This is a genomic window from Pseudomonas sp. AP3_22 TE3818, assembly GCF_053628995.1.
Genome location: NZ_JBRJHL010000001.1, coordinates 6,167,940 through 6,183,731 on the forward strand (window position 1 = coordinate 6,167,940; position 15,792 = coordinate 6,183,731).

Annotated in this window: 16 protein-coding genes; 14 read left to right on the forward strand and 2 right to left on the reverse strand. The window is 62.9% G+C overall.

Annotated elements, in window-relative coordinates:
* Positions 1 to 35 precede the first annotated feature (35 nt).
* From AB7M25_RS28020 to AB7M25_RS28085, 14 genes are read left to right on the forward strand one after another with little or no spacing between them, the layout of a single operon-like run.
* Positions 36 to 770, forward strand: a complete 735-nt coding sequence (locus AB7M25_RS28020) for a glycosyltransferase family 2 protein (RefSeq protein ID WP_429517864.1) — start codon at positions 36 to 38, stop codon at positions 768 to 770.
* The gene (locus AB7M25_RS28025) at positions 767 to 1,708 is read left to right on the forward strand and encodes an LpxL/LpxP family acyltransferase (protein ID WP_454238254.1); all 942 of its coding nucleotides are present in this window, start codon (positions 767 to 769) and stop codon (positions 1,706 to 1,708) included. Before AB7M25_RS28020 ends, AB7M25_RS28025 begins: the two co-directional genes overlap by 4 nt.
* Positions 1,689 to 3,233, forward strand: coding sequence for an HAL/PAL/TAL family ammonia-lyase (locus AB7M25_RS28030; protein ID WP_454238255.1), 1,545 nt, complete (start codon positions 1,689 to 1,691; stop codon positions 3,231 to 3,233). Before AB7M25_RS28025 ends, AB7M25_RS28030 begins: the two co-directional genes overlap by 20 nt.
* Positions 3,226 to 3,651, forward strand: coding sequence for an acyl-CoA thioesterase (locus AB7M25_RS28035; protein WP_454238256.1), 426 nt, complete (start codon positions 3,226 to 3,228; stop codon positions 3,649 to 3,651). Before AB7M25_RS28030 ends, AB7M25_RS28035 begins: the two co-directional genes overlap by 8 nt.
* Positions 3,648 to 4,352, forward strand: a complete 705-nt coding sequence (locus tag AB7M25_RS28040; RefSeq protein ID WP_429382680.1) for an outer membrane lipoprotein carrier protein LolA — start codon at positions 3,648 to 3,650, stop codon at positions 4,350 to 4,352. The genes AB7M25_RS28035 and AB7M25_RS28040 overlap by 4 nt, the downstream gene beginning before the upstream one ends.
* A complete protein-coding gene (locus tag AB7M25_RS28045) occupies positions 4,336 to 6,675 on the forward strand; it encodes an MMPL family transporter (protein WP_429517868.1) in 2,340 nt (779 codons plus the stop codon). Before AB7M25_RS28040 ends, AB7M25_RS28045 begins: the two co-directional genes overlap by 17 nt.
* Positions 6,675 to 7,832 (forward strand): sodium:proton antiporter, encoded by a 1,158-nt coding sequence (locus AB7M25_RS28050; RefSeq protein ID WP_429382818.1) that lies wholly within the window; start codon positions 6,675 to 6,677, stop codon positions 7,830 to 7,832. The genes AB7M25_RS28045 and AB7M25_RS28050 overlap by 1 nt, the downstream gene beginning before the upstream one ends.
* A complete protein-coding gene (locus AB7M25_RS28055; protein ID WP_454238257.1) occupies positions 7,819 to 9,066 on the forward strand; it encodes an NAD(P)/FAD-dependent oxidoreductase in 1,248 nt (415 codons plus the stop codon). The genes AB7M25_RS28050 and AB7M25_RS28055 overlap by 14 nt, the downstream gene beginning before the upstream one ends.
* The gene (locus AB7M25_RS28060) at positions 9,063 to 9,788 is read left to right on the forward strand and encodes a class I SAM-dependent methyltransferase (protein WP_429390955.1); all 726 of its coding nucleotides are present in this window, start codon (positions 9,063 to 9,065) and stop codon (positions 9,786 to 9,788) included. The genes AB7M25_RS28055 and AB7M25_RS28060 overlap by 4 nt, the downstream gene beginning before the upstream one ends.
* A complete protein-coding gene (locus AB7M25_RS28065; protein WP_429517870.1) occupies positions 9,788 to 10,405 on the forward strand; it encodes a hypothetical protein in 618 nt (205 codons plus the stop codon). Before AB7M25_RS28060 ends, AB7M25_RS28065 begins: the two co-directional genes overlap by 1 nt.
* Positions 10,402 to 11,598 carry a beta-ketoacyl-[acyl-carrier-protein] synthase family protein gene (locus AB7M25_RS28070; RefSeq protein ID WP_454238258.1) on the forward strand — a complete coding sequence of 399 codons (1,197 nt, stop codon included), beginning with the start codon at positions 10,402 to 10,404 and terminating at the stop codon, positions 11,596 to 11,598. Before AB7M25_RS28065 ends, AB7M25_RS28070 begins: the two co-directional genes overlap by 4 nt.
* Positions 11,595 to 12,056: a hotdog family protein gene (locus AB7M25_RS28075; protein ID WP_429517873.1), complete on the forward strand. Its 462-nt coding sequence runs from the start codon at positions 11,595 to 11,597 to the stop codon at positions 12,054 to 12,056. Before AB7M25_RS28070 ends, AB7M25_RS28075 begins: the two co-directional genes overlap by 4 nt.
* The gene (gene fabG / locus AB7M25_RS28080; RefSeq protein ID WP_429382694.1) at positions 12,053 to 12,781 is read left to right on the forward strand and encodes a 3-oxoacyl-ACP reductase FabG; all 729 of its coding nucleotides are present in this window, start codon (positions 12,053 to 12,055) and stop codon (positions 12,779 to 12,781) included. Before AB7M25_RS28075 ends, fabG begins: the two co-directional genes overlap by 4 nt.
* Positions 12,781 to 14,007, forward strand: a complete 1,227-nt coding sequence (locus AB7M25_RS28085) for a beta-ketoacyl-ACP synthase (protein WP_429560578.1) — start codon at positions 12,781 to 12,783, stop codon at positions 14,005 to 14,007. The genes fabG and AB7M25_RS28085 overlap by 1 nt, the downstream gene beginning before the upstream one ends.
* Positions 14,008 to 14,131: 124 nt before the next feature.
* On the opposite strand, the gene AB7M25_RS28090 is transcribed toward AB7M25_RS28085, so the two are convergent.
* Together AB7M25_RS28090 and AB7M25_RS28095 are read right to left on the reverse strand one after the other, a co-directional pair.
* Positions 14,132 to 14,347, reverse strand: a complete 216-nt coding sequence (locus AB7M25_RS28090; protein WP_429382698.1) for a DUF6124 family protein — start codon at positions 14,345 to 14,347, stop codon at positions 14,132 to 14,134.
* A gap of 457 nt (positions 14,348 to 14,804) precedes the next feature.
* Positions 14,805 to 15,707, reverse strand: a complete 903-nt coding sequence (locus AB7M25_RS28095; protein ID WP_429382700.1) for a LysR family transcriptional regulator — start codon at positions 15,705 to 15,707, stop codon at positions 14,805 to 14,807.
* Between the last annotated feature and the right edge of the window lie 85 nt (positions 15,708 to 15,792).

Sequence of the window (15,792 nt, forward strand, 5' to 3'; positions counted from 1 at the left end):
AAGCAGACACCACGGTCCCTCAGGTGTACACCCACATGCATAGCCCCTGCGCCGTCGTCCCTGTGTACAACCACGAAGGCGCCATCACCACAGTGGTCGATGCCCTGATCGCCAGCCATCTGCCGTGCATCCTGGTGGACGATGCCAGCAGCCCGCACTGCGCCCGGGTACTGGACCGCCTGGCCCAACGTGAAATGGTTTACCTGATCCGCCTCGCCGAAAACCAGGGCAAGGGTGGCGCAGTCATGACTGGCTTGCGCGAAGCTTCACGCCTGGGTTTCAGCCATGCCCTGCAGGTGGATGCCGATGGCCAGCACGACTTGCAGGACGTCAAACGCTTCATCGAACAATCACGCCGCCACCCACGGGCGGTGATCTGCGGTTATCCGCAATATGACGCCAGCGTACCGAAAGGCCGTTTGTATGCGCGTTACCTCACCCACGTCATGGTCTGGATCAACACCCTGTCGTTGCAGATTCGCGACTCCATGTGCGGTTTCCGGGTCTACCCGTTGCCACCGGTTCTGGCGTTGATCGAGTCAGCGAAAATCGGCAAGCGCATGGACTTCGACTCGGACATCCTGGTGCGCCTGGCCTGGCGCAATCAGCCGATGTTATGGCTGCAAACCAAAGTCCGTTACCCGCTGGACGGCGTTTCGCATTTTCGGATGTTCCACGACAACGTGCTGATTTCCAGCATGCACACGCGGCTGTTTTTCGGCATGTTGCTGCGCTCCCCCCTGATCCTCTGGCGACGGTGGCGGACATGAGTGCCGACAAACAACACTGGGCCGACCGCGAGGAGCGCGGCAGTTTCTGGCTGATGAAGCTCACCGCATTCGGCGCCAAAGTGCTGGGCCGTCGAGTACTGAGTCCGGTGTTGTACGGCATCGTCCTGTACTTCTTCCTGTTCGGTCGCAGTGCCCGACACAGTGCCTGGCAATACCAGCAACGCCTGGCCGACTGGAGCGGTCGCAACGAACTGCGCCCGAGCCATTGGCGGGTATTCGGCCAGTTCATGGCGTTCGCCGACTCCATGCTCGACAAACTCGACGTCTGGAACGGCAGGCTGAGCATCGAGCAAATCGAAATCATCGACCCGGCGCTGCTGCGCGACCAGTTGCGCGCTGCCCGCGGCCAGATGCTGGTGGGCGCACACCTGGGCAACCTGGAAGTCTGCCGCGCACTGGCGGAAATCGGCGAAAAGGTCACGATGAACGTGCTGGTGCACACCAAGCACGCCGAACAGTTCAACCGTTTGCTGGGTGAAGCCGGGGCGACCAACTTGCGCCTGATTCAGGTCAGCGAACTGGACCCCGGGATCATGCTGCAATTGAGCGAGCGCCTGGAGCGTGGCGAGTGGCTGGCGATTGCCGGCGACCGCGTGCCGCTGCATGGCGGGCGCAGCGTGACCGTGGATTTTCTCGGCCATCCGGCCAGATTCCCTCAAGGCCCGTGGCTGTTGGCCGGCCTGCTGAAATGCCCGATCAACCTGCTGCTGTGCCTGAAAAAGCCCAACGGCGACTATCGACTGACCATTGAACCCTTCGCTGAGGCAATCACCTGGATACGCAGCGACCGCGAACAGGTCATTCATCAGTGGGCGTCCCGCTACGCCGAGCGCCTGAGTCACTATTGCCTCGAAGCGCCCCAACAATGGTTCAACTTTTACCCTTTCTGGAAGACCGATGACGACGCCAATGCTTGAGCCGGTAACCTTCGGCGAACGCCCTTTGCGCATTGAAGATGTGCTGGCACTGGCCAACCGCAAGGTGCCGGCGCAGTTGCAAAGCGATCCCGCCTACCGCGAGCGCATCGCCAAGGGCGCGCGTTTTCTGGACTCGCTGCTGGACAAGGAAGGCGTGATCTACGGCGTGACCACCGGTTATGGCGATTCCTGTGTGGTCGCGGTGCCGCTGCATCACGTCGAAGCGCTGCCGCAGCATCTGTACACCTTCCACGGCTGCGGGCTGGGCAAACTGCTCGACGCCCAGGCCACCCGCGCGGTATTGGCGGCGCGCCTGCAGTCGCTGTGCCACGGTGTTTCCGGGGTGCGCGTGGAGCTGCTGGAACGCCTGCAGGCGTTCCTTGAACACGACATCCTGCCACTGATTCCGGAGGAGGGTTCGGTCGGCGCCAGCGGTGACCTGACGCCGCTTTCGTACGTTGCCGCCACGCTGTCCGGTGAACGCGAAGTGATGTTCCGCGGCGAACGGCGGCAGGCTGCCGATGTGCACCGCGAACTCGGCTGGCAGCCGCTGGTGTTGCGTCCGAAAGAAGCCCTGGCACTGATGAACGGTACCGCCGTAATGACCGGCCTGGCTTGCCTTGCTTACGCCCGTGCCGATTACCTGCTGCAACTGGCCACCCGCATCACCGCGCTGAACGTGGTCGCCTTGCAGGGCAATCCGGAGCACTTCGACGAACGCCTGTTCGCCGCCAAGCCGCATCCGGGGCAGATGCAAGTCGCCGCGTGGCTGCGCAAGGACCTGGCCATCGACGCGCCGACCGCCCCCTTGCATCGCCTGCAGGACCGCTATTCCCTGCGCTGCGCGCCCCATGTGCTGGGCGTGCTGGCCGACAGCCTGAACTGGCTGCGTTCGTTCATCGAAATCGAACTCAACAGCGCCAACGACAACCCCATCATCGATGCCGAAGCCGAGCGCGTGCTGCACGGCGGGCACTTCTACGGCGGGCACATCGCGTTCGCCATGGACAGCCTGAAAAACCTCGTGGCCAACGTCGCCGACCTGCTGGACCGGCAACTCGCGCTGCTGGTGGACGAGCGCTACAACCATGGCTTGCCGAGCAACCTGTCCGGCGCCACGGCGGACCGCGCCATGCTCAACCACGGCTTCAAGGCCGTGCAGATCGGCACCAGCGCCTGGACCGCCGAAGCGCTGAAAAACACCATGCCGGCCAGCGTCTTCTCGCGGTCCACCGAATGCCACAACCAGGACAAAGTCAGCATGGGCACCATCGCCGCCCGTGATGCGATCCGCGTATTGGAACTCACCGAACAAGTGGCCGCCGCTACGCTGCTGGCGGCCAATCAGGGTGTCTGGCTGCGCGGCCAGGCCGAAGATGCGCGACCACTGCCACCCGCACTGGCCGCCATGCACGAAGCCTTGGCCCGGGACTTCCCACCGGTCATCGAAGACCGCGCGCTGGAAGGCGAGTTGCGCCTGTGCCTGCAGCGTATCGCCGAACAACACTGGAGGCTGCATGCGTAGCAAGGGACTTCTGCACACCGACACGGAAATCGTCGTACCGTTCTTTGACGTCGACAGCATGCACGTGGTCTGGCACGGCCATTACGTCAAATACCTGGAAGTCGCCCGCTGCGCGCTGCTGGACACGATCGGCCACAACTACACGGCGATGAACGAGTCAGGCTACGCGTGGCCGGTGATCGACCTGCAATTGCGCTACGTGCGCGGCGCGGTGTTCGGCCAGAAACTCAACGTGCGCGCCAACCTGGTGGAGTGGGAGAGCCGCTTGAAGATCAACTACCTGATCAGCGATCTGCAAACCGGTGAACGCCTGACCCGGGCCATGACGGTGCAGGTCGCCGTCGACCTCGCCAGCCGCGAGATGCAACTGGCCTCGCCGAAGGTGTTCACCGACGCCGTTGAAAGGGCCCTGCCATGATGTTCTGCCCTCCCCGTTCCCCTGTAGGAGCGAGCCTGCTCGCGATGGTCGCTAACGATGACACCGGGCCCCTGACACCCCGCGGCTTTCTCAGGTTTTTCGCGAGCAAGCTCGCTCCTACAGTGTTCTGCGTGCTACTGGGTATTCCTGGACTGGCCAGCGCCTTCGACCTGCAACAACTCAGCGAGCAACTGGCCAAACCCGAGGTGATCCACGGCAACTTCATCCAGGAGAAACACCTGCGCGCCCTGCCCCAGCCGCTGACCAGCAAGGGCTCGTTCGTGCTGGCAAAAAACCACGGCTTGTTGTGGCTGCTGAAAACGCCGTTGCAGCAGGACTATCGCATCACCGCCAAAGGCATTGCCCGGCGAGACGGCAGTGTTTGGCAAATGCTGCCGGGCAAAAGCGCCGGCGCCGAGCAGAACCGTTTGTTCCTCGCCGTGCTGCAAGGCGACAGCAGCGGGCTGCAACGGGATTTCGAGCTGTCCCTGAGCGGCGATGCGCAGAACTGGAAGCTCACGCTGGTGCCGCGCTCGATGCTGCTCAAGCAGGTGTTCAACCAGATCAACATTACCGGCGCAGCACTGGTGCAAAGCATCGAACTGCTCGAAACCCAGGGCGACAGTACGTTGTTGCGCATGCAGGACAGCACCAGCGCCCAACCGTTGAGCGACGCGGAGCAACATGACTTTGCCGAGTGAACGGTGGTTGCCACGGCTGTTTCTGATCCTGCTGCTGGCGGTACTGGCGCTCGCGGGTTGGCAATGGCGTGACGGCGCGCCGCTGTCGGCGAACCTGATGGAGCTGGTGCCCGGCACGGCGCCCGACGCCCTGGAACTGCGCGCCGAACAACGCATGCAAGAACCGCTGAACCGCGAAATGCTGGTGCTGGTCGGCCACGCCGATCGCCAGCAAGCCGTCGCCATGGCGCAAACCCTCGGCGAGCAATGGCAAGCCAGCGGACTGTTCGAAAAGGTCCAGTGGACCCTGCAGGCCGACTTGCCGGCGCTGCGCACGCAATTGCTGCAAGGTCGCCTGGCGATGCTCTCGGCGGTCGACCGACAACTCCTGATCGAGCACCCCGACACCTTTATCCAGCAGCGCGTGCAGGCCTTGTTCGACCCGTTCAACGGTTACAGCCTGGTGCCGAGCCAGGATGACTGGCTGGGCCTGACCGGGCGTATCCAGAACAGCCAGCCGCAACGCGGTTCGGTGCAACTGGACATCGGCAGTGGCACCCTGGTCGCCGATGCCGATGGCAAAAGCTGGGTGCTGCTGCGCGCGCGCACCACCGGCAACGCCTTCGACATGAACCTGCCGCTGCAAGTGGCCGACCTGCTCGAGCGCAGCCGCGAACAGGCTGCGCAGCACGACGTGCAACTGCTCGCCGCCAGCGGCTTGCTGTATGCGGCCCACGGGCAACAGCAGGCCGCCCGGGAAATGACCTGGGTCGGTGGCGGTGCCACCGTCGGGATTCTGTTGCTGCTACTGTTGGCCTTCCGGCGCTGGCGCGTGTTGCTGGCGTTCGTGCCGGTGCTGGTCGGCATGCTCTTCGGAGCGGTGGCCTGCGTGGCGTTGTTCGGCCATATGCACGTGATGACCCTGGTACTGGGTTCGAGCCTGATCGGTGTGGCGGTCGACTACCCGCTGCACTACCTGTCCAAAAGCTGGAGCCTGAAACCCTGGCACAGCTGGCCTGCCCTGCGCCTGACCCTGCCAGGGTTGACCCTGAGCCTGATCACCAGCGGTATCGGCTACCTGGCCCTGGCCTGGACACCCTTCCCGGCGCTGACCCAGATTGCCGTGTTCTCTGCCGCCGGTTTGCTCGGCGCCTATTTGTCCGCCGTGTGCCTGCTGCCGGCATTGCTCAAGGGCGTGGAGCTGCGTCCGGCGCAGTGGCCATTACGCGTTTGCGAGCTGTTGCTGGGCTGTCGTGAAGCACTGCTCAATCAGGTGAAAACGCCAGTCCTGCTGGCGCTGCTGATCGCCTTTTGCGTGGGCGGGCTGTTGCAGTTGAACAGCAAAAACGATATCCGCCAGTGGATCAGCGCCCCACAAAATCTGACCGACGAAGCCCGGACCATTGCCCGGATCACCGGCTATCAACCCACCAGCCAGTTTTTCCTGATACGCGCCGTCAATCAGCAGCAACTGCTTGAACGCCAGACCGCCCTGAGCGAACGACTGGATCAATTGATAGGCCTGGAAAAACTCCAGGGGTATCTATCGCTCAATCAACTGGTCAGCACGCCGAACCAACAGCAGCAGGTGCGCGAAGCGTTGAACAAACTGCCGGCGTTCTGGCAACCGTTGCTCGACATCGGCGTACCGGCCGAGGCGTTGCAAGCCGAGCTGACGAAGCTCCAGGCATTGCCGGCCGTGGACATTGACGCTGCGCTCAGTGGCCCGCTGGCAGAACCCTACCGGCCCCTGTGGCTGGGGCCGACCGAAGACGGCGTGGCGGCGATGGTCAGCCTGCAAGGCATCAACAACCCGGCCCTGCTGCGGCTCCAGGGCGAGGACTTACCCGGCGTGACACTGGTGGATCGACTGGGTGAATTGAACACTGTCTTCGCCGCCACCCAAATCAGCGCCGCCGAACTGAAACTCGCCTCCTGCGTGCTGATCGTGCTGGTGCTGATCCTGCCGTTCGGCCTCGGTGGTGCGTTGCGCATCGTCTCCCTGCCGCTGCTGGCGGCGTTGTGCAGCCTGGCCAGCCTCGGCTGGCTGGGGCAGCCGCTGACCCTGTTCAGCCTGTTCGGCCTGCTGCTGGTGACGGCGATCAGCGTCGATTACGCGATCCTGATGCGCGAACAGGTCGGCGGCGCGGCCGTGAGCCTGTTGGGCACCCTGCTGGCGGCGTTGACCACCTGGTTGTCGTTCGGTCTGCTGGCGGTGTCGAGCACCCCGGCGGTGAGCAACTTCGGATTGTCGGTGAGCCTCGGCCTGGTCTTCAGCTTCCTGCTGGCACCCTGGGCCGGTCGACAGGTGCATGAGTCCACGGCCGCGGAGCGTGCAGCGTGATGATCGTCCTGTTCTGGGCGATGGCCCTGGCGTTGTTCGCGCTGGCGACCCGTGTCGGCCGGCATATTGGCCTGATTCCCATCGTCAGCCAGTTGTTGTTGGCAACCCTCGGTTTACCGCTGCTGATGTATTTCTGGATCGAGCCGCAATGGCAATTGAGCGGTGCGCAGCTGGTGTCGCCGGGCTGGCTGAAGAACCTCTACAGCCTGAGCTTTGCCCTGTTGCTGGGCTACATCCTCAGCGATGTGATCGACCTGCAACTGGATCGCCAGAGCCTGAAAATCGCCCTGCCGAGCTTTTGCATTCCGTTTGCCTGTGGTCTGGCCACCGCGATCTGGCTGTTGCCGGCGCAACCCTGGATCAGCTCGCTGGCCGTCGGCCTGTTGTTCGCCATCACCGCGATTCCGGTGCTGTACCTGTACCTGCGGCACATCGATTACCCGCCTGCTGCCACCCGGCGTCTGGTGCAAACCGCGATTCTCATCGACCTCACCTGCTGGACTTTATTCGGTCTCGCCCAGGGCAGCCTGCACCTGAGCAGCCTGTTGCTGCCACTGGCCGGCGCCTGCCTGCCAGTGTTGCTGCGGCTGCTGGGCCTGCGCCAGACCTGGCTTTACAGCCTGGGTTTTTTCGCCCTGCTGGTCGTCGCCGAGCACTACAAGCTCAACGCGCTGATTTTCGGCATCGGCTATGTGTTGATCATGGCCGCGCTGAAAGCGCCGCTGGTGCTGCCGTTGCCGGCCATCTGGATGAGCCGTTTGCAGACGTACATCGCCATCCCGTTGATCCTCACGTTCGGCATCGTGCAGATCAACGTGCACAGCGCGATGGACAGCCTCGGCTGGGTGCAACTGGTGGCCCTGCTGCTGTTGCCGATGCTGAGCAAACTGCTGGGCAACTGGCTCGGCCTCGGCTGGGCCGGGGCCTCGTTCAAGGGCGCCAGCCGCTGGCGGGAAAGTGTGCTGCTGAACATCCGCGGCTTGAGCGAGATCGTTTTTCTCAACCTGTTGCTGCAACAGCAACTCATCAGCCCGCCGCTGTACTTTGCGCTGATGCTGATGGGCCTGATCGCTACACTGCTGCCAGCCCTGACCGGTATGCACCGAATCCCCCTGAAAACCGCTGTCCCGGCAAGGAGCCCTCATGCCAAGCGTTGAAATGGAATGCCGCCAGGTCGTGGTCATCGGCGCCGGTCCTTCGGGGGCCATCGCCGCCGCGTTGCTCAAGCGCAAGGGACACGATGTGCTGGTGATCGAGCGTCAGCATTTTCCACGCTTTTCCATCGGTGAAAGCCTGTTGGCCCATTGCCTGGATTTCGTCGAAGAGGCGGGCATGCTCGACGCCGTCAACGCGGCCGGCTTCCAGGTGAAAACCGGCGCCGCCTTTGCCTGGGGTGAGCGTTACAGCGCGTTCGATTTCGGCGAGACGTTCAGCCACGGCAAATCAACCACATTTCAGGTCCAGCGCGCCGATTTCGATAAGCTGCTGGCCGATCAGGCCGCGCTGCAAGGCGTGGAGATCCGCTATGGCGAAACCATCGTCAGCGTCGACATCGACCCGGAAAAACCGCAGCTCGGCGTGTGCCGCGAAGACGGCAGCGAGTACCGCATCGAGGCCGGTTTCCTGCTCGATGCCAGTGGCTACGGCCGCGTGCTGCCGCGCTTGCTCGACCTCGAGGCGCCGTCGAACTTCCCGGTGCGCCAGGCTGTGTTCACCCACGTCGAAGACCGAATCGACCACCCGGCCTTCGACCGCAGCAAGATCCTCGTGACCACTCATCCAACCCAACGCGATGTGTGGTTCTGGACCATCCCGTTCAGCAACGGGCGCTGCTCGGTCGGCGTGGTCGCCGCCGAGGAACGTTTCGCCGGCCGCAGCGACAATCTGGACGAGTGCCTGCGCGGCTTTATCGGCGAGACGCCAAGCCTGGCCGGCGTGTTGCAAAATGCGCAGTGGGACACTGCGGCCCGAACCATCGGCGGTTACTCGGCCAACGTCAAAACCCTGCACGGTCCGGGCTTCGCGCTGCTGGGCAATGCCGCGGAATTCCTCGACCCGGTATTTTCCTCCGGCGTGACCATCGCCATGCGTTCGGCGAGCATGGCGGCCGGGGTGTTGCACCGCCAGCTGCAAGGTGAAGCCGTCGACTGGCAAACCGAGTTCGCCGAGCCGCTCAAGCGCGGTGTCGACACCTTCCGTTGCTACGTCGAAGGCTGGTACGCCGGGACTTTCCAGGATGTGATTTTCCATGAGAGCAGTTCGCCGGAAATTCGCGGAATGATCAGCTCCATCCTTGCAGGGTATGCCTGGGACCCACGCAACCCGTTTGTCAGCGAAGCCCGGCGCCGGTTGAAGGTGATATCGGAATTCTGTGCAGGGGCTGCGTCATGAACCACTTGAGCGACAACTACGTCGAAGAAACCCGTTTCGGTTTGTGGTTCCTGCGCAGCCGGATCTGGCAACACTATGTGCTGCGGCTGGCGGTCAAGGATTTGCGCGGCCTGTTCAGCGAAACCCCGCCTGTCGACCCGGTACTGCTGGATGCCGGTTGTGGTCAGGGCAAGTCATTCGCGCTGCTGCGCCAGGCCTTTGCGCCCGCTCGCCTGATCGGCATCGATGCCGACCCGCAGAGCCTCACCCAGAGCGCCGAAGAAGCGGCGCGCCAGGGCATGGACGTGGAGCTGATCGGCAGCGACTGCGCGAGCCTCAAGCTGGCGGACGCCAGTATCGACCTGCTGTTCTGTCACCAGACGTTCCATCACCTGGTGCAGCAAGAACAGGCTCTGGCCGAGTTCTACCGTGTGCTCAAGCCGGGCGGTTATCTGCTGTTCGCCGAGTCCACCGAGGCCTACATTGATACCTGGGTGATCCGCTGGTTGTTCCGCCACCCCATGCACGTGCAGAAAAGCGCGGCGCAGTATCTGCACATGATCCGACAACAGGGTTTCGAATTTACCGCGCAAAACGTGTCTTATCCGTACCTGTGGTGGAGTCGCGCCAAGGATTTCGGCCTGCTCGAATACTTGGGTGTGTGCAAGCCAAAACCCTTTGGCCAACGGGAAGAAACCCTGGTCAATGTGGTGGCGCGCAAACCTTTTGAAGGAACTGTGTGATGTTCATTGGCAACCGCTTGAAATACCAAACCTGTGGGAGCGGGCTTGCTCGCGAAAGCGGTGGGTCAGCCGACATCAGTGTTGAAAGCACTACCGCCTTCGCGAGCAAGCCCGCTCCCACAGGGGTCGCCACTGTGTTGCGATTTCTGTTGGTCGCCGCGGCACTGCTTCTGAGCGCCTGCACCAGCCGAGCCCCATTGCCTGAGAAAAATCCGGATCTGCCGTTGCCGCTGCAATTGCATGTCCAGCTATTGAAGCCCGACGACCGCCTGGACTGGGTAGTGGTGATCCAGCGCGAAGAAGCGGGTATTCGCTGGTCGATGATGGACCTGCTGGGCATTCCCCAGGCCCGCCAGCTATTGAACGATAAAACCTGGCACGCCGACGGCCTGCTGCCACCCAACCCGCAAGCCCGGGAACTGTTCGCCGCGCTGCTGTTTGCGCTGACGCCAAATGATGAACTGGCGGTCAACTATCCCGGCGCCTGGCAGCACGGCAGACAACGGTCCCTTCCCGAGCGCTGGGACATCCGCTACACACAACCGCAGAATTTTGAATTGATGATTACGAAAGGTGCGACCTATCAAGTCACGCCCCTGAGCGGTGAAACACCATGACGGCTTACCTCAACGCCCTCGGGCTGGTCTGCGCGCTGGGCCGCGACAAGCAGGAGGTTGCCCGCCATCTGTTTGCCGGCGACTGCGGCGGCATGCGCGAACAAGCCGGGTGGGTGCCGCAACGCACGCTGCCGGTCGGTGCGGTCCAGGGCAACCTGGCAACCCTGCCAGCCGACATGTCGCGCCATCACAGTCGCAACAATCAGCTGTTGCTGGAAGCCACGCTGCAAATCCGCCCGGACATCGACAGCGCCATCCAGACTTACGGCTGCGATCGCATCGGTGTCGTGCTCGGCACCAGTACTTCGGGCATCGACGAGGCCAGCCAGGGCCTGGCGCATTACCTGCGCGAAAAGCAGTTCCCGCCCGAGTACGACTACCTGCAACAGGAACTGGGTGCGCCGGCCAACTTCCTCGCCGAATGGCTGCAATTGAGCGGGCCGGCCTATGTCATTTCCACGGCTTGCACCTCCAGTGCCCGAGCCCTGATGAGCGCCCAGCGCCTGTTGGACCTGGGTATCTGCGACGCGGTGCTGTGTGGCGGTGTCGATACCTTGTGCAAGCTGACCCTCAACGGTTTCACGGCGCTGGAAGCCGTCTCGGAACAGCGTTGCAATCCGTTTTCGCTGAACCGCAACGGCATCAACATTGGCGAAGCGGCGGTGCTGTTCCTGATGACCCGACACGCAGGCGACAGCCAGCCGATTGCCTTGCTCGGCAGCGGCGCCAGCTCCGATGCACATCACATTTCCGCCCCCGAGCCGACGGGTCGAGGCGCCCTGCAAGCCATGCGCAAAGCGTTGGGCCGCGCCAACCTGCAACCGGAGCAGATCGCTTATCTGAACCTGCACGGGACTGCCACCCAACACAACGACGCCATGGAAAGCCTGGCCGTGGCAACGCTGTTCCCGGCCGGCGTGCCCTGTTCGTCGAGCAAACCCATGACCGGCCACACCCTCGGTGCAGCCGGGGCGCTGGAAGCGGCGTTCTGCTGGTTGAGCCTGAGCGCCGACAATCGCGGGCATACCCTGCCGCCGCACGTCTGGGACGGACAGCCCGATCCCGAATTGCCGCCGCTGCAATGGGTGACCCCGGCCACTCGCCTGACGTCCATTGCACCCCGTTACCTGATGAGCAATTCCTTTGCCTTCGGTGGCAACAACGTCAGCCTGATTATCGGAGACGCCCCATGATTGACTGGCCGCTCGCCGAACTGCTGCCCCACGCTGGCGACATGATCCTGATCGATCAGGTCCTGGCGTTCGATGAAGAGCAGATTCACACCCGCCTGACCGTCAAGCCCGATGGCCTGTTCAATCTCCCCGACGGCAGCCTGCCGGCCTGGGTCGGCATCGAACTGATGGCGCAAAGTGTTGCCGCCTTCGCCGGTTGCCATGCGCGTCAGCGCGGCGATGCGGTGGAGTTGGGCTTCCTGCTCGGCAGCCGCAAATTCGAATGCAACGTTGAAAGCTTCCCGGCCGGCACCGAGTTGACCCTCCACGGAATTCGCTCCCTGGAGGACGACAACGGCATGGGCGTGTTCGAGTGCCACATCAACGGCCCCGGCATTCACGCCACCGCTCGTCTGAACGTGTACCGCCCACCCCAGGCCGCTCACTATCTTCATGAACCCGAAGGAGTCCAGTCATGACTGAATCCGTACTGGTCACCGGTTCCAGCCGTGGCATCGGCCGCGCCATCGCCTTGCGCCTGGCCCGGGCCGGGCACGACATCGTGCTGCATTGCCGTAGCGGCCTGACCGACGCCGAAGCCGTAAAGGCCGAAGTCGAGGCCTTGGGCCGTCGTGCACGCATCCTGCAGTTCGACGTGGCCGACCGTGCCCGTTGCAAGGAAATTCTCGAAGCCGACGTGGAAACCCACGGCGCCTATTACGGCGTGGTGCTCAATGCCGGCCTGACCCGTGACGGCGCCTTTCCGGCCCTGAGCGAGGACGATTGGGATGTGGTGATGCGCACCAACCTCGACGGTTTCTACAACGTGCTGCACCCGGTGATGATGCCGATGATTCGGCGTCGCGCCGCCGGGCGGATTGTCTGCATCACCTCGGTGTCCGGGCTGATCGGCAACCGCGGCCAGGTCAACTACAGCGCTTCCAAGGCCGGGCTGATCGGTGCGGCCAAGGCATTGGCGATCGAGCTGGGCAAGCGCAAAATCACCGTTAACTGTGTTGCCCCCGGCCTGATCGACACAGCCATGCTCGACGAAAACGTGCCGGTGGAAGAACTGATGAAAATGATCCCCGCACAACGCATGGGCACCCCTGAAGAGGTGGCCGGCGCGGTGAATTTCCTGATGTCGGCGGAAGCCTCGTACATCACCCGGCAGGTTCTGGCCGTCAACGGAGGCCTGTGCTGATGAAGCGCGTCGTCGTCACCGGCATGGCCGGCATCACCTCGCTGGGCAGCGACTGGGACACCATCGCCGGCAACTTCGCGGCCAACCGCAGCGGCATCCGCCGGATGGACGAGTGGGATCGTTTTACCGAACTCAACACGCGCCTGGCAGCCCCCATCGATGACTTCAAGGTGCCAAGCCACTGGACCCGCAAGCAACTGCGCAGCATGGGCCGGGTCTCGCGGCTGGCGGTGGGCGCGGCGGAGATGGCGCTGGCCGATGCCGGCCTGTTGGGCGACGAATCGATCAAGGACGGGCGCATGGGCGTCGCCTGCGGCTCCTCGACCGGCAGCACCGACGAGATCAAGGCGTTCGGCAACATGCTGCTCAACTCGGTGGCCGAAGGCCTGAACGCCAATTCCTACGTGCGGATGATGCCGCACACCACCGCGGCGAACATCAGCATCTTCTTCGGCCTCACCGGCCGCCTGATTCCCACCTCCAGCGCCTGCACCAGCGGCAGCCAGGGCATCGGCTATGCCTACGAGGCGATCAAGTTCGGCCGCCTGCCACTGATGCTCGCCGGCGGTGCCGAGGAACTGTGCCCGACCGAAGCCATGGTCTTCGACGCGCTCTACGCCACCAGCCTGAAAAACGACACCCCACAACGCAGCCCGCGCCCTTACGACACCGCACGCGACGGCCTGGTGATCGGCGAAGGCGGCGGCATGCTGGTGCTCGAAGAACTGGAGCACGCCCTGGCCCGTGGCGCTCGCATCCACGCCGAGATCGTCGGTTTCGGCAGCAACGCCGACGGCCAGCACACCACCCGTCCGGAGCAAGTCACCATGCGCCGGGCCATGGAACTGGCCCTGGAAGACGCCGGGCTGAAACCTTCGGACATCGGCTACGTCAACGGCCACGGCACCGCCACCGAACAGGGCGACATTGCCGAAACCCTGGCCACCAGCAGCCTGTTCGGCGAACACATGCCGATCAGCTCGCAGAAGAGCTTCCTCGGCCACACCCTCGGCGCCTGTGGCGCGCTGGAATCCTGGTTCAGCATCGAGATGATGAACCGCGACCTCTACGCCCACACCTTCAACCTCGACGAAGTCGACCCGCATTGCGGCAAGCTCGACTACCTGCGCGGCGAGTTTCGGCAGATGAGTAACCGGTACGTGATGAACAACAACTTTGCGTTTGGCGGGGTGAATACTTCGCTGATTTTCAAGCGCTGGCCATAACCTGTAGGAGCGGGCTTGCTCGCGATGGACGACAACGATAACGCGTGCTGCCTGAATGAACGCGTTGTCCGGACGTTTTTCGCGAGCAAGCTCGCTCCTACAGGGGCTCTGACACCCGGATCAGTCAGGGTGGATCAAGGTTATCCAGTACCCGATTCACCGCCAGCTCTCCCAACATGATCGATTGCTGAATCCCCAACAATGTATTGCTCTGCGCTCCGTTCAGATTCCTCGCGAAATCACTCGCCATGACGTTTGCCGAGGCCAGCGACACGCAGGCGTATTCCAGCAGGGTGCGGTTGTCGATGTCGGGGGCGATGAGGAAGATTGTACTGCTCATGATTCAGCGTCCTGAAAGTGGGCGGCCACGCCGAATCGTTGCTGATCATAAGGGTGGCAGCTGTACGCAGGTTAGCAGACCGGCCGAAGCGAAACCGGCGCGCCCTAAGGCGCCCTGCGCACAGCCACCGTCAAGGGCAGGTATGGACATACCTGCCTATCAGGAGCGCAAATGCGCTTACTTCGATACGGGCTGCTAAACCCGATCACTGACAATCAGTGACACGAATCAAGCTACCGATGGCCCTCAAAGCGCACAAGCCGGCGGATTCTGGAGTAGTTGTAGGCCCTGACGCAACGCGCTGTAGCCTCCCAACGTACACTTCGGAAACGTCCCACAGACACTGCTGAAACAATGACGATCCTGTAGGAGCCGGCTTGCCGGCGATAGCGGACTGTCCGGCAACATTGATGTCGACAGATCCGGCGCCATCGCCAGCAAGCCGGCTCCTACAGCGTCACGATTGCAGCGGCTCGACCTTCCTGGTCAGCAACTCGACAAACGCCTTGGCCATCGCCGACTTCTGATCCTTGCGCTGCACCAGCCACACCGCCGACACCGCCGCCGGATCGAGCAACGGCCGATAGACCACGCCATCAATACGCATCCGCTGATAAGACGCCGGCAGCACCGACACACCGAGCCCCGCCGCCACCAGCCCGATGATGGTCATCGCCTCCCCAGCCTCCTGGGCAAAGTGCGGGCTGAAACCGGAATCCCGGGCCAGGCTGAGCAACTGCGCATACAGACCACTGCCGTAGCTGCGTGGAAAGAACACGAAAGGCTCAAGCGCCAGGGCTGACAGAAACAGACCCTCTTCGCTGCCCTCTACCAACGGGTGCTTGGAGCTGAGCACCGCAACCAGCGGTTCACGCATCAGCTCGACCACGCTGAGGCAGTCCGGCAGCCCGAGCGGGCGCATGATGCCGACCTCAATCGACTCGTCCACCAGCGCATCGGCCACCTGGGTGCTGCTCATTTCCCGCAGGTTCAGGTGCACCGCGGGGAAGCGCTGGCGAAAAGAGAAAATCGCCTGGGGAATGGTCGAGTTGAACGGGGCGGATGAGGTGAAGCCAATCTTCAATTCACCCAACTCACCCAGTTGCGCCCGTCGCGCGACATCCGCCGCTTTGTCGACCTGCGCCAGTACCAGCCGCGCTTCTTCCAGGAACAGCCGACCGGCCTCGCTCAGCTCGACCCGACGATTGGTACGCTCGAACAGCCGCGCGCCGACTTCCTGTTCCAGTGCCTGGATTTGCTGGCTCAGCGGCGGCTGGGAGATGCCCAGCACCTGTGCGGCGCGGCCGAAGTGCAGTTCTTCGGCGACGGCGATGAAGTAGCGCAGATGACGCAATTCCATGGAAACCCCATTAGGTCGTAAAAGCTATCAAACAGGTCGAACAATATATTGGATTGAATCATTAGCCAGCTATATGCTTTTTTCA